The organism is Blautia sp. HCP3S3_C12, from assembly GCF_052064155.1.
Taxonomy (GTDB): Bacteria; Bacillota; Clostridia; order Lachnospirales; family Lachnospiraceae; genus Blautia_A.
Genome location: NZ_JBQHWC010000001.1, coordinates 1 through 20,103 on the forward strand (window position 1 = coordinate 1; position 20,103 = coordinate 20,103).

General features: G+C 39.1%; 17 protein-coding genes and 2 pseudogenes. 15 read left to right on the plus strand and 4 right to left on the minus strand.

Features of this window, described 5'->3' with window-relative positions; all coding sequences use genetic code 11:
- Nucleotides 1-120: 120 nt before the first annotated feature.
- Together ACTNDS_RS00005 and ACTNDS_RS00010 are read right to left on the minus strand one after the other, a co-directional pair.
- A complete protein-coding gene (locus tag ACTNDS_RS00005; protein WP_441032271.1) occupies nt 121-693 on the minus strand; it encodes an AAA family ATPase in 573 nt (190 codons plus the stop codon).
- A 296-nt stretch (nt 694-989) separates the two neighbouring features.
- Complete coding sequence (locus ACTNDS_RS00010) at nt 990-1,439, minus strand: Rrf2 family transcriptional regulator (protein ID WP_441032274.1); 450 nt, start codon at nt 1,437-1,439, stop codon at nt 990-992.
- A gap of 229 nt (nt 1,440-1,668) precedes the next feature.
- On the opposite strand from ACTNDS_RS00010, the gene ACTNDS_RS00015 reads away from it, so the two are divergent.
- Nucleotides 1,669-2,295: a DUF3786 domain-containing protein gene (locus ACTNDS_RS00015; protein ID WP_441032277.1), complete on the plus strand. Its 627-nt coding sequence runs from the start codon at nt 1,669-1,671 to the stop codon at nt 2,293-2,295.
- Here ACTNDS_RS00015 and ACTNDS_RS00020 read toward each other — a convergent pair.
- Nucleotides 2,217-2,864, minus strand: coding sequence for a TetR/AcrR family transcriptional regulator (locus ACTNDS_RS00020; protein ID WP_368219009.1), 648 nt, complete (start codon nt 2,862-2,864; stop codon nt 2,217-2,219). The two genes, ACTNDS_RS00015 and ACTNDS_RS00020, sit on opposite strands and share 79 nt — an antisense overlap.
- Before the next feature lie 168 nt (nt 2,865-3,032).
- On the opposite strand from ACTNDS_RS00020, the gene ACTNDS_RS00025 reads away from it, so the two are divergent.
- The 14 genes and pseudogenes from ACTNDS_RS00025 to ACTNDS_RS00090 form a co-directional block, all read left to right on the plus strand.
- A complete protein-coding gene (locus tag ACTNDS_RS00025) occupies nt 3,033-3,803 on the plus strand; it encodes a nucleotide-binding protein (RefSeq protein ID WP_117593154.1) in 771 nt (256 codons plus the stop codon).
- Between the two features lie 85 nt (nt 3,804-3,888).
- Nucleotides 3,889-4,821 carry an AAA family ATPase gene (locus ACTNDS_RS00030; protein ID WP_441032282.1) on the plus strand — a complete coding sequence of 311 codons (933 nt, stop codon included), beginning with the start codon at nt 3,889-3,891 and terminating at the stop codon, nt 4,819-4,821.
- A gap of 6 nt (nt 4,822-4,827) precedes the next feature.
- On the plus strand, nt 4,828-6,645 hold the full coding sequence (locus ACTNDS_RS00035; protein ID WP_441032285.1) for a cobaltochelatase CobT-related protein: 1,818 nt from the start codon (nt 4,828-4,830) through the stop codon (nt 6,643-6,645).
- A gap of 16 nt (nt 6,646-6,661) precedes the next feature.
- Nucleotides 6,662-6,856, plus strand: coding sequence for a hypothetical protein (locus tag ACTNDS_RS00040; protein ID WP_015542178.1), 195 nt, complete (start codon nt 6,662-6,664; stop codon nt 6,854-6,856).
- A gap of 24 nt (nt 6,857-6,880) precedes the next feature.
- Complete coding sequence (locus ACTNDS_RS00045; protein WP_303243495.1) at nt 6,881-7,630, plus strand: nucleotide-binding protein; 750 nt, start codon at nt 6,881-6,883, stop codon at nt 7,628-7,630.
- Nucleotides 7,631-7,833: 203 nt separating this feature from the next.
- A complete protein-coding gene (locus ACTNDS_RS00050; RefSeq protein WP_019162588.1) occupies nt 7,834-8,538 on the plus strand; it encodes a LytR/AlgR family response regulator transcription factor in 705 nt (234 codons plus the stop codon).
- Nucleotides 8,539-8,561: 23 nt separating this feature from the next.
- Nucleotides 8,562-9,869 (plus strand): ATP-binding protein, encoded by a 1,308-nt coding sequence (locus tag ACTNDS_RS00055; protein ID WP_044996326.1) that lies wholly within the window; start codon nt 8,562-8,564, stop codon nt 9,867-9,869.
- A 179-nt stretch (nt 9,870-10,048) separates the two neighbouring features.
- Nucleotides 10,049-12,910: a glycoside hydrolase family 3 C-terminal domain-containing protein gene (locus ACTNDS_RS00060; RefSeq protein WP_441032293.1), complete on the plus strand. Its 2,862-nt coding sequence runs from the start codon at nt 10,049-10,051 to the stop codon at nt 12,908-12,910.
- 26 nt (nt 12,911-12,936) lie between these two features.
- Entirely contained in the window at nt 12,937-15,375 is a 2,439-nt protein-coding gene (locus ACTNDS_RS00065; RefSeq protein ID WP_441032296.1) for a glycoside hydrolase family 3 C-terminal domain-containing protein, read from the plus strand.
- Entirely contained in the window at nt 15,372-15,962 is a 591-nt protein-coding gene (locus tag ACTNDS_RS00070) for a hypothetical protein (protein WP_005423172.1), read from the plus strand. The genes ACTNDS_RS00065 and ACTNDS_RS00070 overlap by 4 nt, the downstream gene beginning before the upstream one ends.
- Before the next feature lie 41 nt (nt 15,963-16,003).
- A pseudogene (locus ACTNDS_RS00075) lies at nt 16,004-16,096 on the plus strand (LysR family transcriptional regulator); the annotation flags it as partial.
- A gap of 342 nt (nt 16,097-16,438) precedes the next feature.
- Nucleotides 16,439-16,843, plus strand: a complete 405-nt coding sequence (locus ACTNDS_RS00080; protein ID WP_441032300.1) for a maltose acetyltransferase domain-containing protein — start codon at nt 16,439-16,441, stop codon at nt 16,841-16,843.
- A gap of 176 nt (nt 16,844-17,019) precedes the next feature.
- Nucleotides 17,020-18,348, plus strand: coding sequence for an IS200/IS605 family accessory protein TnpB-related protein (locus ACTNDS_RS00085; RefSeq protein WP_441032303.1), 1,329 nt, complete (start codon nt 17,020-17,022; stop codon nt 18,346-18,348).
- A gap of 176 nt (nt 18,349-18,524) precedes the next feature.
- Nucleotides 18,525-18,722: pseudogene (locus tag ACTNDS_RS00090) on the plus strand (DapH/DapD/GlmU-related protein); the annotation flags it as partial.
- 145 nt (nt 18,723-18,867) lie between these two features.
- Here ACTNDS_RS00090 and ACTNDS_RS00095 read toward each other — a convergent pair.
- Nucleotides 18,868-19,893, minus strand: coding sequence for a LacI family DNA-binding transcriptional regulator (locus ACTNDS_RS00095; RefSeq protein WP_441032306.1), 1,026 nt, complete (start codon nt 19,891-19,893; stop codon nt 18,868-18,870).
- Nucleotides 19,894-20,103: the final 210 nt, after the last annotated feature.

A 20,103-nucleotide genomic window follows, 5' to 3' on the forward strand; every position in this document is an offset into this window, starting at 1 on the left:
AAATACTCCTTTTCGATAAGAATTGTCATATCTGAATTCTTACCAAAAAGGAGTTATTTTTTACCAAAAACACAAACTATTTTACACTACCGCGGCAGCCGGATTGTTTTACAGGAGCTTTTATTTTGACTTTTTAGCATTGATATAATTTATGATCATGTCTGCTACATCGGAAATATCAAGTTTTCCAGTATCAATAGACAGCTGATACTGGCTGGCGTCTTCCCACTCTTTGCCTGTACAGAATTTGTGGAAGGATGCTCTCTTTTCATCTACTTCTTTTATCAGTTTCGCAGCTTTTTTCTCATTGATGCTGTCTCGCTCCATTACACGTTTGATACGGCAGTCTTTATCTGCGTGAAGAAAAACAGTAGTTGCCTCAGAATCATTTGCATAAATCGCTCCTGAACAGCGTCCGATGATTACGGCAGGTTTTTGCTGCGTAAGTTCACGTATAAGTTCAAAAGATTTTTCCATTGGATTGCTTTCTCCGTAGCTTAGAGCAATGCTGTAGAGCAGGCTGTTTACAGCTTTTTCCTGGAAAAATTCTTTGTTTTCGTCAAGCTTTCCAAGTTTTTTTGCTTCTTCTTCAAGCTTCTTTCTGTCATAGAGTTCCAGTCCAAGTCTGGAAGCCAGTTCTTTTCCTATTTCATGTCCGCCGCTTCCGCACTGTCTTGCTATTGTAATAATCATATCCCATGCCTCCTGTGCGATAATGTCGCATTTAATTTACTATCAAAGTACTTTTTCGGAATTATTATACTCAAAAAAAATCGAAATGTATATGCCAAAATCTACTATAAATTGCCTTCGCAAGCCTTGATATTCTGGTACTTATGGCAAATTGGTCTGACAAATATTTGCTTAATAGAAACATTAGACAAATACTTTATATTGAGATATGATGGGAATTGTGGGAGCTGCTTTGCAGCGGAGCAATTCGTAGATATCAAGTGCTTTTACAATATCTGAAAAAGAATATTCTCCTGTCATATAATGTTTTGTAAATCATTTTGCATGGATGTTCGCTGATAATAGGTATTTATGATATCCTGTAAAGTAATCGTATTCATTTTTTCTTCAGTAGTTTTTTGAATTTCATTATAGAATCCCTGCAAAGATAACTGAATGTTAATGCCAACGCCACAATCCGGATTGGTATGAGTATCTAAATGAAGCAATGGTTTATCACCTTCAACTGCTTTATAAATATCCAGCAATGTAATCTGGTCTGCTGGTTTTGAAAGAGAAGGACGGGCATGTCCGGCTACACTGGTCATAAGTCCGGCTTTTTTTAGTTTTAACATAAGCTGGCGTACAAAGCCGGGATTTGTATGGACACTTTCTGCAATTGAGGCGCTGGAGAGAGATTTTTCCTGGTTGATAGCAATCAGAACCATCACATGAACAGTATCACTTAATTTCGTTGAATATTTCATGATAAGAAACTCCTTGTAGTATGATATAATGATCTTGCTTTCACATTTTTGAGACAAAAATATTTCTGGTTTGTCTAAAACATCCTAAGTTCTCAACAGTTCTTTTTAATGTGTTGAGAAACTGTGCATATTTATTATTTTGATGATTGTAAATAATATAATTACAACTATAATGGAGATTAAAGGAAAAGTCAACACAGATACTATAAATATTCACAAAGGAGAACTTATGGAATACAAAAATCAAACAGAAAATCGTGCATTTCAGGAAATGTTGCGGGCAGCAGTAAAACGGTTACAAAATCGTTCTGGAGAGGAGATTGCTGCAAAAAGTGGGGCTGTTTTTCATAGCAGCCGAAATGTACTTGAGATAATGAGTTTTTATGAAACGATTGAAATTCAACTTCCTGAATTCTATATTAACTCAGACATAGATGAATGGCATTATCTGACGTTGTTGCATTATCTGGATATGGCCGATGGCACAGAAGGCTCACAGAAGCTCATTACTTTTGGTAACCTGAAAGATGGATTGATACGTGGAACCAAGTTTGACCGGACAGCAGAGCAGAAACTGGAAAAACTCTTACAGGGCAAAGATCCTGAAAAAATTAAAAAAGCATGTAAAAGCCTGGGTGCAGAATTCACAGAGACAACGGCCGATCTGTGTGCTGTTTTTCCAGTTCTGCCAAGATATCCGGTAACTTTAAAGATATGGTTTGCGGATGAAGAATTTCCTGCATCGGGAAAACTATTTCTTCAAGATCATGCCGATCATTATCTGAGTGTAGAAGATGCGGTAACAGTTGGAGAAATTTTGCTGCAAAAATTATCGGAAGCATTTTCTTCTCTCTGATCATGAATCAGAAAACTTTCCAGCCCGGATTTGATAAATTTGTCGATTACTGTCTGAATCTGTTTCCAGTCATTACAGTGATTGCGGAGCATCAGTCTGTTGATGGAAAGGCAGCCATTCATTTGAAAATAAAAAACCGATTCTGCCTGTTCAAAGGTCAGGAGGCTGTGTGACATAAGCCAGGTCACATAGCCTTCTTTTGTATTTTCTGCTATTTTTTCCAGAAGAATAGGGGCAATTGCATCATCCAGAAACAGTGCCCTGTATTGTGATTCCATCTGTATTTTCTGACAGAACGGATAGGAACAGCTTTTTTGATTTAGACAGAATAAATGATCTACAGTTGTTAACATATCCTGAGTCATATCATTAAAAATATCTGATAATACATCATGGATATCGTAGTAATGAAGATAAAAAGTGCCACGGTTGATTTCAGCATTTTTGCAGACCTCTGTAACTGTAATTTTCGTAAAACTTTTCTGCTTTAACAATTCTAAGAACGTATCTTTTATGGTTTGTCTGGTATAGCGGGTACGGCGATCTTGTTTTTTCGTTTTTTCTGACATTATATACTCCTGTATTATTTGGGATCATATGATTCCTCAACAATTTTTCTGATGTGTTGAGTAACCATACAAATCTCACAGACTGATTATTGTAATTTATATAGTAACAACTATAATAAGGTTAAAAGAAAAAGTCAACAGATTGTTCAGAATTTTAGGAGGAAAAACATGGGACATGTAATTGCAGTATCAGGAAAAGGCGGCGTAGGAAAAACAACTCTTTGTGGATTGTTGATCCAGTATCTATGTGAAAGCGGAAAACGTCCGGTCCTGGCGGTGGATGCAGATGCAAATGCAAATTTAAACGAAGTGCTCGGTGTTGAGCCGGAGATCACACTTGGGGAGCTGAGAGAAGAAATTGAGCGGGCAGGCGTAGACCCACGATATCAGATTCCCTCCGGTATGACAAAACAGGCATATCTGGAAATGCGTCTTTCTGATGCGATTGCAGAAGAAGACGATTATGATTTGATGGTAATGGGACGAACCCAGGGACAGGGCTGCTATTGTTTTGTAAATGGCCTTGTGCAGACCCAGGTTCAGAAACTGCAAAGTCATTATCCATATATTGTGGTTGATAACGAAGCAGGTATGGAACATATCAGCAGAGGAATCCTGCCAATGATGGAAGTTGCCATTCTTGTAAGTGACTGTTCCAGAAGAGGTGTTCAGGCAGCCGGACGTATTGCAAAGCTGATGAAGGAGTTAAACTTTAAACCACAGAAAACTGGATTAATCGTGAATCGTGTTCCGGATGGAAAACTGGATGCCGGAACTCTGGAAGAAATCCGAAATCAGGGACTGGAACTGTTAGGGGTTGTACCACATGATGACCAGGTATATCAGTATGACTGTAATGGAAAGCCGATCATACAGCTTCCGAAAGATTCTCCTGTAAGAAGTGCACTGGGAGAAATTATAAAGAAGTTAGGATTGTGAGTTGGAGGATTGAAAGTTTGAAGATTGAGTATACAGAAATATTATCTGATTTGGTATAACTAATTGCAAAGAAAGGAAAATCTTCATGAGAAATCATTGGACAGAAATAGAAAAATATTTAGAAGACCAGAAGATAGCGCAGGAACTGATTGGAGAACTGAGAGATTTTCACATGCGTTATGAGGTAGAGAATCAGGTAAAGGAACGGGTAGAAAAACCGGATATCTTATTTTATGGGAAAAAGATTCTGGAAATGTCAATAGCAGCGCTTCTTCAGGGAGATAACCTGTTACTTTCCGGTGCGAAAGCTACAGGAAAAAATGTACTATGTGAGACACTGGCATGGATATTCGGAAGACCGGAATACGACATTTCTTTTCATGTAAATACAGACAGTGCCGATCTGATTGGAACGGATACCTTTATAAATAATGAGGTTCGCCTTCGGAAAGGCCCCATCTACCAATGCGCGGAATTTGGAGGATTTGGAATCCTGGACGAAATCAATATGGCAAAAAATGATGCGGTTTCTGTACTGCATGCCACACTGGATCATCGGCGCAGAATCGATATTCCAGGATATAACAGGATTTTACTTCATCCGGCAACACGATTTATCGGCACGATGAATTATGGTTACGCAGGTACCAGAGATCTAAATGAAGCATTGGTTTCAAGGTTTATGGTAATTGATATGCCTGAAATGGATGAGGATAGTGTCCTTTTTGTATTAAGACAACATTTTCCAGAGGGGAAAAAAAGTGCACTGAAAGCTTTTGCAGGACTGTTTCTGGATTTGCAGATTAAAGCTTATCATGGAGAAATCTCAACAAAATCTCTCGACCTGAGAGGATTGGTTTCTGCTGTAAAGGCAACAAGAAGCGGACTTTCTCCAATTGAAGCAATCCAGATGGGGATCATAAATAAAAGTTTTGATGTATTTGAAAAAGAGATCGTAGAAGATGTGGTTTCTACCAGAATCCCATCTTCCTGGACCGGAAAAGACATATGGGGGTAAACTTGTATGGAGGATGTCAGATGGCCGGCGGAACAACTGGAAGAACATCGTCTGGAGATCAGCAATCGTATCAGAAATCTTTTTTGGACAGTCAGTGGTGATTATGATATGGAATTTGAACCGGACACAGAAAAATATGATTATTCAAAACAAACGGTTCTGTATGAGGCAGTGAAGCAGGGTGCCTTTGCACGATATTTTGATCAGAAGAAACTTGGCATGTATTTGATGAAAAAATTACATTTTTCTGCTGGAGAAGATATGCTTTTGCCTCTTGCTGGATTATGCATGGATGCTGCAGTGAATCGGTTTATCATTCGAGAACGTTTGGGAACAAAGGAAATCAGAGAACAGGCGTTCAGAGAATTGGAAAAGGCCGAGAAAGAGCAGGTATCAGACAAAGCTGGAACAGACCTGATTCACAGGATTAGGCTTCTGTATATAAGGCATGTTCTGGAGAACACAGACGATGAGGGAATGGATCCACAGGCAGAGATTGCATTGTACAAGATTTTTTCTCTGAAGGATGCGGAAAATACGGAAGATGTCATAAACGTGATAGATGAGATTTATAATCATGTTCTGGATCCCTCTTTTGAAAAAAGGAATGGAAATCTGGAGAAAATTCTGAATTTACCGGATATGGCATTGGCCAATGACGCGTGGCAGGAATGCATGACGGATGAACAGATGGAAGACATCATTCAAAAATATCTTTCTGATCTCAAAAAAAAGATGATGAGTCTGGATATCAGAAACAAAAAGAAAAAAAGATTTTATTTCTCTCCGGAAAATGAAGAAGTTCCGGAAAGCTCGGAGAATATAAATCCACAGGCAGTGCGACGGATACGGGAATATGTGGAACTGAATTACGGAAAATCGTATCTAAGTGAATCGGAGCAGGCCAGAGTCAACCGGAAATTTTGTACAGGAATCCACAAAAACTGTATCCTGTATCTTACAGATGGAATTTTACAGAACCCTGTGATAAAAAATAATCAATACCGTTTTTCTCAGCTGCAGTTTGAAAAAAATAAAGCCTATTATGGAAATAATCACTGGATCATCAAAAGAAATATTTCTGTGTTGGCAGAGTCACTGAAACGGGCACTTATAATCCGAAAGGATGATTTTGTCAGCAGATCTGATGCAGGGCAGCTTGTTCCTGAAAGGTTATGGAAAATTGGAAGAACAGACGATGACAAGTTATTTAATAGAAAAAAGAGATCAGAAGATTCTGAGTTTGTGATAGACGTCCTGCTTGATTCCAGTGGTTCCCAAGCTGGCAGACAGGCTCAGGTAGCGGCGCAGGGATATATTATCAGTGAAGCATTAAGCCAGGCAGGAATTCCTCATCGGGTGACAGGATACTGTGCTTTCTGGGGATATACAGTACTTCAGAGATTTCGGGATTATGAAGATTCAAGGGAAACAAATGAAAGAATCTTTCAATTTCGGGCGTATGCTAATAACAGAGATGGGCTTGCACTGAAAACAGTCTGTTCCTCTCTCATGGAGCGACCGGAAAAAAATAAGATTTTAATCGTATTAAGTGATGGAAAACCCTGTGATATGAGCATACAACGACCAGGAACCCGCCAGCCCAAGATCTATGACGGAGAAGGAGCTGTGAAAGATACTGCATATGAGGTGCGTCGGGCCAGAAATCAGGGAATTTTCGTAATTGGTATTTTTGTAGGGAATGAAGAAGAGCTCTCCGTGGAAAAGAGAATCTATGGAAAAGACTTTGCCTATATTCGTAATATCAGCAATTTTTCCCGTATGGTAGGAACTTTTTTGCGAAGACAAATTGATATGGAATGAAAATGGAGGAATCACTATGGGTAAAATTGAATTTGCCAATTGCCAGGATGTAAGAAATCAGAAAAAGATACAGGAATTAGATTGTCCACGCTGTCATGAACCGGGAGGCATTGAAGCCTTTGTGAAAGACGGGATACTTGCAGAGGATGGAGTATGTGATAACTGCGGATATATTCTTCCAGAAGGAACAGAACTGGAGGAAGTGGAGTAAGAAGCATTTAAGGAGATAAAAGAGATGAAAATAGCAGTTTGTGGAAAAGGTGGATGTGGAAAAAGTACAGTAACCAGTCTTTTGGCTAAGGCTTTAGCCAGACGAGGAAAAGAAATTTTGGTAATTGATTCCGATGAATCTAATTATGGTCTACACCGACAGCTAGGTATGAAGCTTCCCAGAGATTTTACAGACTATTTCGGTGGTAAACAAAATGTTTTAAATGATATGATGTTATCAAAATTTACTCATCAGTTTTTTGAGGAAACCTGGACAATAGATGATATACCGGAAGATTATTATAGTCTGAAGGACGGTGTAAAACTGATGAGCAGTGGAAAAATTCATCAAGCAAATGAAGGGTGTTCTTGTGCTATGGGAACTGTTATGACTCAATTTATCCAAAATCTCAGGCTTAAAGAAGACCAATTTGCGCTAATGGATATGGAGGCTGGTATTGAACACTTTGGACGTGGAATTGATAACGGTGTAGATTTGATATTGATAATCATAGATCCATCCTATGAATCCCTACAGCTTTCCAAAAAAATCGGGGAATTATCGGAAAGTATTCGAAAACCATTTTATTATGTTCTCAATAAAGTAACAAAAGAGAATAAGGAAATGATGTATGAAGCTGTATGGAATTCAAGTCGAGTCGCTGTATCTCTTGGCGCGGATCCTAGTATTATGGGAGAGGGACTGATGGGGAAAGAACTATCAGAAAAACCAGATGCTATTGAAAACTTAACAGAATTTCTACTTTCTATTTAAAGAATGAGGAGATTTACTGTGGATATATTATAAAAGAACACCAGATCATACAGCTGTAATTTGTAATATTACATCCGCTTGACGCAAGAAAAAAGCAGTGATATACTGAAACAAAAATTATTTATAAAATAATAATAAAAACCTGGGACTATATTGTGTGATTGAACAGTTACAAAAAATGCAATTCTTGTGGAGGGTATAGGATGATACAGATTGCAATTGTGGAAGATGAAGAAATTTACGTAAAACAATTAACAGAGTATATCCGGAAATATCAAACGGAAAGGGGAAGATCAATAAAGGTTACGGTATTTGGTGATGGAGAAGATATCACTGAGAATTACAGTGGCGGTTTTGACATTATTCTGATGGATATTCAGATGCGGTTCATGGATGGTATGACAGCAGCAGAAAAAATCCGTCAGATGGATCAGAAAGTAATTATTATGTTTATTACAAATATGATTCAATATGCAGTACGTGGATATGAAGTTGATGCAATGGATTATGTAGTAAAACCAGTTGAGTACTTTTCTTTTTCGCAGAAACTGGATAAAGCAGTTGGACGTATGCGCTCTGAGGTTAAAGAATTTCTTACGATTCCGATTGGGGAAGGAGTTGTAAAGATAGATATAGCAGATATCTATTTTATTGAGGGGCAGAGACATAATGTAATTTATCATACTTCGAGAGGAGATTACTGTTCAAGAATTACGATGAAAGAACTCGAAGAAAAACTTGCGGTACATAATTTTTTTCGATGTGCAAAGGGATATCTGGTAAATATGAATCATGTAGAGGGATTTGTTGGTTCTGATTGTGTGATCCATAATGTACATATACCTGTCAGCAGAACCAGAAAAAAAGAATTCATGAATCTGCTTCTGCAAAACCTCAATATGGAATGATTTCATGCGAAATGGAGGATACTATGTTATATCAGGATATTCCAAGAATTTATACGGCAATAGCAGAGTGGGGATCATGTCTGGTTTATCTTTATATCCTAAAAAAAGAAAACATGAAATCTGTACATTTTCTTATAGGCAGTCTTTTCATGTTGGCAATGCAGAGTATTTTTCTGACTTTGACAGGCAGCGTAACTGAAATTTTGTGGATTCCCTGTATGATGATCGCTGCAGGTATGATGTATGGATTTCTTATGGTCGGAGGAAATATGAAGCCTTTGGGAGCGGCTTATTGCTGTGCCCGTGCATTTGTTCTTGCTGAGTTTGCAGCTTCGCTGCAGTGGCAGATGGTATCTATTGTACAGGCATGGGGGAATCAGAGCCTCGGGGTTGAAATTCTGATCACGATGGTTGTTTTTGGAGGCTGCTTTACTATTGATATTTATTTAGAAAAAGATCTTCTGAAGCAGAATTATCTTGAACAGATGACAGTAAAGGAAGTAGTAGCGGCGGCAATCATGGCTGTTGCAATCTTTGCTTTTAGTAATCTGAGCTTTTTAAATGAAAATGCACCATTTGCGAGCAGAGAACGTGCAGATATTTTTTCTATCAGAACACTGATCGATTTTGGGGGAATTGCAATCCTGCATGCTTATCAGAGCAGGATCAGTGAGTATGTTGCCGAGAAAGAACTTTCAGTAATGAACGTGATGCTGAAAAGCCAGTATGATCAATACCGAAATTATCAGGACAGCCTGGATCTCATACAAATGAAATACCATGATCTGAAACACCAGATAACGGGACTTCGTGCGGAATCAGATGAAGAGAAACGAAAAAAATGGATTGATTCCATGGAAAAGGAAATCGCTGCTTTTGAGAATATAAGCAGAACGGGGAATCAGGTACTTGATACGATTTTGGCAGCTAAGATTTTCCATTGTCGAAAAAATCATATACAGATTACCTGTGTGGCAGATGGAAAATTATTGGATCATATGCATGTAACAGATATATGTTCTATATTTGGAAATGCTTTGGATAATGCGATTGAACATGTAATTTTAATTCCAGATCCGGAAAAAAGACTGATCCATCTGACAGTATCCGCTCAAAAAGGATTTGTGTTCATCAAGATAGAGAATTATTGTGAAGCAGAAATTTCCAAAAATGAAGAGGATCTGATTACAACAACAAAAAAGGATAGTAAAAACCATGGTTTTGGATTGAAGAGTATTCGTAAAGCTGTAGAAAAATATGATGGTTCTGTAGTATTTGGAGTACAGCAGAACTGGTTTGAATTAAAGATTCTTTTACCCAGAGTATTGTAATGCTCTGGGTATTTTTGTTGCCAAGCATACGACAGGTCCGGTGGACCTTTTTTAGTATTTTGTGCCATATTTGCTGCATCTTGTGCCAAAAACGGCACGAAATAATAACCATGTTATAGTAATGTCAACAGGAAATGATACCTGAAAAAGACGAGAGAGTCAAAGGAGGAAAAAAGAGAATGATCAGTGTTGAAATGGAAGATGTTCTGGCGGTATTACAATTATGCAAACCGTATATTATCGGTATTATTGCTGCACTTGTAATTGGAATCGTAATTATGATCGCATGCCGCAGGATGTCCAGGGGCAAAAGATTTCTGATAAGAGGAGAAGCTGCGATCGCAATGGTTCTTGCAGTTGTTGTCTGCGTGAATATGATCTGTTTTGGACCAATGTCTACGTTGATTGGACTGGCAACGGGAAATGGAACTTTAAGCGATGAAACAAATGAAGAAGCTGCGGAAGTAGCAGAAGAAATTATGGAAGACGGAATTGTTCTTCTGAAGAATGAAAGCCTGCTTCCTTTAAATGAAACAAAAAAACTGAATGTTTTTGGTTGGGAATCTATTAATCCGGCTTACGGTGGAGCTGGTTCCGGTGGAATTAATGATCTGTATGATATTGTCAGTCTGAATCAGGGACTTGAAAATGCCGGATTTTCTATTAACCAGGAACTGGTTGATTTTTATAACAATTATGGTGCAGATAATCCGGAAATGTCTATCCAGAAACAGAGCTGGACATTACCGGAGCCACCTGTAGATACTTACAGTGATGAGCTTATTAAAAGTGCGAAAGAGTATTCTGATGTGGCAGTTGTGGTTCTTTCCAGAAAAGCAGGTGAAGGTCATAATGATATTCCTATGGATGTAAGAAAAGCAGCATATGATAATAATTCAGATGAATATGATGATTTTCCTGAGGGAGAGCATTATTTACAGCTTTCACAAACTGAGAGAGATATGGTGGATATGGTTTGCTCAAACTTTGATAATGTGATTGTGGTTTATAATGGAGCAAATCAGTTTGAACTTGGTTTCGCAGATGAATATCCTCAGATTAAATCTGTTGTATGGTGCCCCGGAACGGGAAATGTGGGATTTAATGCACTTGGTAAAGTATTTTCAGGTGAAGTCAATCCTTCCGGAAAAACACCGGATACATTTATTTATGATATGACGACTGCTCCGTGGTGGAATAATGCAGAAAAAACGGAGTATACAAATCTGGCAGATATGGCCGTTGAAGGAATGAACGCAGGAACTGCGCAGGTGTATGCTCCGGCATTTACCAATTATGTGGAAGGTATTTATGTAGGATACAAGTACTATGAAACAGCTGCACAGGAAGGTGCGATTGATTATGATAAGACTGTACAGTATCCATTTGGATATGGTCTGAGTTACACGGAATTTGAACAGAAAATGGGTGAACTGGAGGAAAAAGACGGACAGATTTCTGTAGATGTAGAAGTAACCAACACCGGAGATGTTGCCGGAAAAGATGTAGTAGAAGTGTATTATAAACCGCCATATACAAATGGGGGAATTGAGAAATCTTCTGCAAATCTGATCGAGTTTGCAAAAACAAATCTGCTTCAGCCGGGAGAATCTCAGACTGTTACAGTTACATTCAGTATAGAAGATATGGCCTCTTATGATGAGAATAATGCAAAAGCATATGTTCTTGAAAAAGGCGATTATGTGATTTCTATCAACAGCGATTCACATACTGTGCTGGATCAGAAAACTTATACTGCAGATAAAGATGTAGTATATAAGGGAGAAAATAAAAGAGCATCAGATGATACTGCAGCAACAAATGTATTTGAAGATGCAAAAGGAGATATAACATATCTGTCACGTGCAGATCATTTTGCAAATTATGAAGAGGCTACAGCAGCACCGGCATCTGCAGAGCTGGGTGAGCCATATGTTTCTGAATATCATCTGAACAGCAACTTTGATAAGACTACATATCTCAATGATGAGGATGTAATGCCGACAACGGGAGCAGATAATGGACTTACATTAGCTGATATGCGTGATGCTGATTATGACGATCCTCGTTGGGAAAAACTTCTGGATCAGCTTACTGTTGATGAAATGGCAAATATGATTGCAATGGCAGGTTATCAGACAGCAGCCATGGATTCTGTGGGAAAAGTGGCTACACTTGATTTCGATGGACCAGCAGCAATTAATAACAACTTTACAGGAGTTGGTTCTATTGGATTTCCAATTGAAGTTGTGGTTGCTTCCACATGGAATAAGGAACTTGCACAGGCCTGGGGTGAATGCATGGGCAAGATCAGTCAGGAAATGGGTGCAGAGGGCTGGTATGCACCAGGTATGAATACTCATAGAACCGCATTTGGTGCAAGAAACTATGAATATTTCTCAGAAGATGGAGTTCTTGCAGGAAATATGGGAGCAAAAGCAGTAGAAGGAGCAAGAAAATATGGAGTTTATTCTTATATCAAACATTTTGCTCTGTATGAGGGAAATGCAAAGATGGTAAGTGTCTGGTCAAATGAGCAGGCAATCCGGGAAATCTATCTGAAACCATTTGAAATTTCTGTAAAACAGGGTGGCGCAAATGCAGTTATGGTTTCCTGGAGCTTCCTTGGAGATAAATGGACTGGAGAATGCAGTAACCTTATGAATACAGTCCTCAGAGAGGAATGGGGATTCAGGGGAATGGCGCTTACAGACTTCTTCCGAAACAATGGTCATGGATTTATGAATGCAGATGCAGCTTTGGCAAATGGAGTAGATGTAATGCTGTCCACATTCAACGGAGAAGAGAACAATGTAGCCAATCCGGAGCATCCGACATCTGTACTTCAGATGAGAAATGCCTGCAAAAATGTCATGTATACAGTTGTAAGCAGTTGGGATTATGATGGAGAACACGAAGAAACAGGTATGGAAAACTGGAAAAAAGCAGGAATTGGTATCGATATTGTAATAGTACTTTTCATGGCAGGAATGGAAGTACTGGTAATCAAAGGATATAAGAAAAGAAAGAGTGCTGAATAAGGATGAAAGTGGGATGGAAAACAGTTATGAAACAGCAAAAATTGGTTGAAAAGATGACAATAGAAGAAAAGGCAGCGATACTCAGTGGAAAAACTGTCTGGCAGACCAGAGAAATTGACAGGCTTTCCATCCCGTCCATCTTTCTTTCAGATGGACCGCATGGAATCAGAAAACAGGCAGGAGCAGGAGACCATCTGGGACTGAATGCATCCTTGAATGCAACTTGTTTTCCCACAGCAGCGACGATAGCAAACAGCTGGAATCAGGATCTGGGGGAAGAGATTGGACAGGCTCTTGGAGAGGAAGCAGCAAGTATGGATGTAAATATCCTGCTTGGTCCGGGATTAAATATTAAAAGAAGCCCATTATGTGGAAGAAATTTTGAATATTTTTCAGAAGATCCATATCTTTCCGGGAAGATGGCAGCGTCATATATTCGTGGAATACAGAGTAAAGGCGTTTATGCCTGCCCGAAGCATCTGGCGGTTAACAGTCAGGAACTTCGGAGAATGGCAATGGACGCAGTTGTTGACGAACGGACATTAAGAGAAATTTATCTGACCGGTTTTGAGATAGCTGTTAAAGAAGGACACGCAAAAGCAATCATGAGCAGTTACAACCAGATTAATGGGATTTATGCTAATGAGGACAAACATCTTTTGACAGATATCTTGCGCAAAGAATGGGGATTTGATGGAATTGTAGTAACAGACTGGGGCGGAAGCAATGACCATGTGAAAGGTGTTGCTGCCGGCTCAAATCTGGAGATGCCGTCCTGTGGGTACGATTCTGCAAGGGAAGTGATTGCTGCTGTCCGAAATGGAAAGCTGAAGGAAGCGGATTTGGATGAAAGAGTTGGAGAACTGGTGGATGCAGTGATGGAACTGACATCAGGGAAGAAGCTTTCAGATAAAAACTTTGACAGAAACGCACATCATCAACTGGCAAGGAAAGCAGCAACAGAAAGCATGATTCTTCTGAAAAATGAAAAACAGATTCTTCCGCTGGATACCAAAAAATCCATCGCTGTTATTGGAGATTTTGCTTTTTCACCCAGATATCAGGGGGCAGGATCTTCTATGGTCAATCCAACAAAAGTAGAAGATATGTCATCGATTTTGCAACAATATGATCTGAATATTCTGGGAATGACAAGAGGCTATCAGAGAAATGGAGAAGTAGATGAGAATGATAGAAAGTTTGCGTTAAATTTGTCTATGAACGCGGATATTGTGATTTTCTGCTTTGGCCTTGATGAGATCAGTGAGTCAGAAGGACTGGACAGAACCCATATGCGTATTCCACAGAATCAGATAGATCTTCTGCAGGATATCAGTAAAGTGAATGAAAATATTATTGGAATACTGAGTGCAGGATCTGCGATAGAAATGCCATGGCACACCTGCTGCAAAGCGATTTTGCATGGCTATCTGAATGGACAGGCAGGCGCTTCTGCAACATTGGATATTCTGACCGGAAAAGTGAATCCATCAGGAAGACTGGCAGAAACATATCCCATATCTTATGAACAAACACCGGCATTCCGATATTATCCAAGTAATGAGAAAACATCGGAATACCGAGAGAGTGTTTATGTGGGATATCGCTATTATGATACTTCAAAAGTCCGGGTGCAATATCCATTTGGCTTTGGGCTTTCCTATACGGAATTTACATATTCTGATCTTATCATAGAAGAGGATGGAATCAAAGTTTCGGTTACCAATACAGGTGACAGAGATGGAGCAGAGGTTGTTCAGATGTATGTAGGACTTCCTAATGCAATCGTGTTCCGACCGGAAAAAGAACTGAAAGGTTTTGCAAAAGTTTATCTAAAGGCAGGAGAAAGCAGACAGCTCAGGATTCCCTTTGATGATAAGACATTCCGTTATTGGAATATAAAAACGGGACAGTGGGAAATAGAAACAGGAACTTATCAGATTATGGTAGGAGCCAGTGTTGCAGATATTCGTTTAACAGGTATGACTGAGAGAACAGGAAATAGTAAAGGGTATCCGTATAATCCGGCAAAAATGCCTTACTATTATACAGGAATCGTGCAGAAAATATCAGATGAGGAATTTCGTGAACTTCTTGGCCATGAGATACCGAACGGAAGATGGAGTGGAAATCTGGGAATCAATGATGCAATCTGTCAGATGTATTATGCAAAAAGCCGACTTGCAAGGCTGATATATAGATATCTCACAAAAATGAAAAAGAAGAGTGAGGCACAGGGAAAGCCGGATCTGAATATTCTTTTTATTTACAATATGCCGTTTCGAGGGATTGCCAAGATGACCGGTGGGGCAGTTAGTATGGAAATGGTATATGGAATTGTCGATGTTGTGAATGGCCACTTTATGCTTGGGGTAAAAAAAATAATTGGCGGATATTTCAGAAACAGAAGAAATAATAAGAAATATGAAAAATTATTAAAAGAAGCCGGAGGAAAGTGCAGATGAATCATATAAAAAATATATGGAAATGTTTTGAAGAGAAACATTCTGCTATTGCAAAATGGCTTTATCAGATATTCTATTTTGTTATATTCAGTATGGGCGTGACAGTATTCCAGTATCTTGTATTTACATTTTTACCAGGGATTTTGGGAATTGGACTGGCTGGTACAGAGTTTATGTGGCCAAAGGTTTCCATGAATCTGTTTGGAGTAAAATTTACATGGAGCTTGCTGGGGTATAATGTATTGCGTGATGCAACGGGAAATATACTGATCGGTGGTGGACTTGGCTATTTTATCAGTTATGAATTGGGGTCATTTCTTGCACAGTGTATCAATTTTCCACTTCAGAGAAATATTACTTTTAAAAGCCATGGAAATCCTGTATATCAGGCAATTTGGTATTTTGTTGCATGGGTGGTAATTTCACTGATCTGTAATGGATTTAATAATCTGTGGATGCCAGTTGCATCTGCATATGTGGCCCCGGCAGTCTATAACATGCTTGTGACAATTATTACAGGTGGAGTTTCCATGGTGATTTTTTTCTTTGTGTTTAAAATTATTTTCCCGGAGGGAAAGGCTGAATAGAAAACATGTGTTATTATAAAGCTGGAGGTGAGTACGGGATGAAGACATTGGCCAGGATATGTAAAGTATATAAAGAAAAATATCCGCTGGTTCAGATTGTGCTTCATACTGCAACAGCAGATACAGTGTATGAGAGCAAGTGGAACAACAAAAAAAGTGGCAGAGATGATTGCAGAGGAAGCAAAAGCAGATTTACATCCAGTGGAAGTGGATTCGGTAATACTGTAAAAGAATTCCGAGAATGGGTAAAATCCTTATAAATCGTAGAGAATCAGAGGCATATATATGCGACTGCACGAAATACGGGAAAAGCAGTGACTGAATTTCTGGAAAAAGCAAACCAGTACAATGTGTAATGAGGAGAATAGTATTGACAGTGATTCTCCTTATCTATATATTATTGCAGTAGGAAAAACTTATCAAGTACTCGGAAATAACTAACTTGGTAATAAAATTTTTACTGGAGGCTATCAGAAATGACGGAAAGAGAAAAAATGGTAAGTGGAGAGTTATATGATCCAACGGATAAAGAATTGGAACAATTACGTTTGAATGCGCGTAAATTAGCAAGAAAATATAATTTGACAGATGAAGATCAGCAAGAAGAGCAAGCGCAGATATTGCGTGAATTATTGCCGGCAACAGAGGAACTTCCGTATTTACAGGCACCTGTCTATTTTGATTATGGATGTAATACTTTCTTTGGAAAATTCAGTTCTGCCAATTTTAATTTCATCTGTTTAGACGTATGTGAAATACATATAGGGGATAATGTGATGATTGGTCCCAATGTCACATTGGCAACTCCCATGCACCCATTTTTACCTGAAGAACGTAATATCAGAAAAAGAGAAGATGGAGGCTTTTATAATTTTGAATAACTGCGCGTCGCATTCTCGTTACTTTAGTGATACTTTAGTGATGAGTTAGACGCGCAAATTTTTTATTCAAAGAAAGAACATATGTTTACTTCTGGCACTATATGTGCTAAAATATAGCCATGGGTAGTAGAAAAAACAACAGAATCTGAGAAAAGAGTTATCAGGGAGAAATAAAAATGCAGATAATATCCAGTTATGGTGTAGAATTACGAAAACAGAATATCCCGATCCGCCAGACACTGGAGATCTACCGTTCTGCTGTCAGTTATCTGATTGGGATTTATGTGCAGGTACGGGAAGAATTAGCAGAGATCCCGGATGCAAAGAGGCGTTTTAATGCTGCAGAACATCTGGTACATACTACGAAGAAAAACCATGCCTGTTTTGATTTTGATATCCGGTTCCCAAAGATGCCTTCCTATCTGCGTAGATCTGCCATCCAGCATGCTCTGGGGACAGTATCCTCTTATAAAACACGGCTGGATCTATGGGAAAAGACAGACGGAAAGAGCGGGAAACCAAGGCTTGTATATGAAAACCACGCCATGCCGGTCTTCTACCGTGATGTCATGTACCGTGAGGGAGCGGAAGGGAAAGACGAAGCATACCTGAAACTGTATGACGGCCATGACTGGAAATGGTTCTGTGTAGGTCTGGAGCATACAGATATGGAATATCTGAGAAAATACTGGTCAGTGAAAAAGGCATCTGCTCCAACTCTGGAAAAGAGACACCGGAAGTATTTTTTGCGTTTTTCCTATACAGAAGAAGTAACACTTACCAAAACACCTGTGAAAGAACAGATCATCTGCAGTGTGGACTTAGGGATTAATACCGATGCAGTCTGTACCATCATGCGGGCAGACGGAACTGTCCTGGGAAGAAAATTTATCGATCATCCCAGTGAAAAAGACCGGATGTACCGTACATTGGGACGGATCCGCAGATTCCAGAGGGAACATGGTTCTGCGCAGACAGAGGGAAGATGGGCATATACGAAACGTCTGAATACAGAACTGGGCAAAAAGATTGCAGGTGCGATTGTAAGATATGCGGAAGAAAACCATGCAGATGTGATCGTGTTCGAGTATCTGGAGATGCAGGGGAAGATATCGGGAAAGAAAAAGCAGAAACTGCACCTGTGGAGAAAAAGAGATATCCAGAAACGCTGTGAGCATCAGGCACACAGAAAAGGAATGCGGGTATCCAGAGTCTGCGCATGGAATACGAGCAGGCTTGCATACGATGGCTCCGGAAGTGTGTCCCGTGACCCGAAAAATCACAGCCTCTGTACTTTCCAGACAGGAAAACGATATAATTGTGACCTGTCAGCATCCTGTAATATAGGGGCGAGATATTTTATAAGGGAACTTTTAAAACCCCTTCCGGCAACGGAAAGGTCTTTACTGGAGGCAAAAGTCCCTTCTGTAAAGCGTAGAACCTCATGTGTCTATGCAGATCTGAGGAAACTCCATACAGAAATGGAATTCTTAAAAGCAGCATAGATACAGGCAGATATACAGCGGACTACCTGTAATGTGGGAACCAGCCATATCCGGCATGGGAAATACGCATAACTGCGCACCTAAGTTACAGGCGTATCCGCCGATATTTAGTCTGACGCCTAAAGCGTCTGGAAGCACGCGACTTCAGTCGTGTGAGGATAAAGTTTTTAATTCACTATGCGAAACCAATTACTATAAAAGATAATTGCTGGCTGGCATCCAATGTGGTTGTTTGTGGTGGTGTTACCATAGGAGAGGGATGTGTAATAGGAGCAGGAAGTGTTGTGACAAGGGACATTCCTCCATATAGTCTGGCTGCCGGAAATCCATGCCGGGTTATTCGCAAAATAACTGAAAAAGATCATATGAAATAAGATAATACAATCAATAAAGGGGATGCCGGTTAATACCACTTTTCGGCATCCCCTTTTTGCCAAAATAATTAAGTATTCCAATATCCGATATGGCAGAAATATTTCTGGGGCAGATTGTATTCCGGAGAAAAATGAAAGGTTAGTTTTAACTGGTTGTATTACGGCGAATCAATATCGGAGCAATCTGTTTATGGACAGGCTTTTCCAGTGGTTTAGGGGAACGTTTTTTTTGTTCTTCCATCTGTTGAACCAGAAGCTCCATGGCAGTCTGTGCAATAATGTCAATCTGCTGACCAACAGTTGTGATTGGGAGAATTGCCTCACTGGCAATGGGAGAATTATCAAATCCTATGACTTCATAGAAAGAGGGTAATTCTTGATATTTCTGGAAAATCAGGTTAAGAAACATGTTTGCATAGGTATCGTTGGCAAGGAAAACACCCTTTTTTTGATTGGGATATTTCTCTTCTATTCTTGTAAAAATACGTCTTATTTCATTTAAAATTTCCTGATAAGAATTACCGCTTACACTTAGATCAATATCATAAGGAACCTGATATTCTTTACAGGTTTCCTTAAATGCGCGAATACGGTCGTAAGCAGGAATTGCTTTCTCAACATTGACATTGATGTGGATCAGTATATCACATTTATCACGGATCAGCAGAGTGGTAGCCTGAAGCGCACCCATATAGTTGTCAGTGGTAACACTGCTGATATATTCTGCTTCACGTTCAATGGCAACGATGGGAATCTGATAGGAGGATAATTGTTTTGATGACAGCGTATGACTTAAAACAATGAGACCTTCAATCTGATAGGATAGGAGCTCTTCAATATATTGCCGTTCTTCTTCAGCCCCATGTTCACTGCTAAAGACGAGAAATTTGTAGTGATAATCACTGTAGCTGGACAGCAGCTGTGTCAGCATTTCAGAATAATAATGCAGATAAAGATTCGGAACAATGATCCCGATAAATTCACTTTTTCCGTTCGCCAGAACTTTTGCAAGTTTATTTTTTTTATAGCCAAGGGTATCAAGGGCCTGAGAAATTTTTTCCTGATTTTCAAGTGTAAGGGAATCAGGATGATTGAAATATCTTGATATTGTAGTTTTTGAAAAATGGGTATATGCTGCAATATCTGCAAATGTCACCTGTTTTTTTGACATGAAACTTATTCTCCTTATAAATAAATGCAAATATTTTTTTTAGTATAGCAATTATTATACAAAAAGGCAATATTAAAATAACCGATTACGTAACCGGTTATTTTAATGAGAAAAAGTGTTGACAGAGAGTGTGTGATGTAGTAACATCAGATTATAAAGTAACCGGTTACTTAACCGGTTCCGTGAACAATGTATGAAAGGAATGGAGGA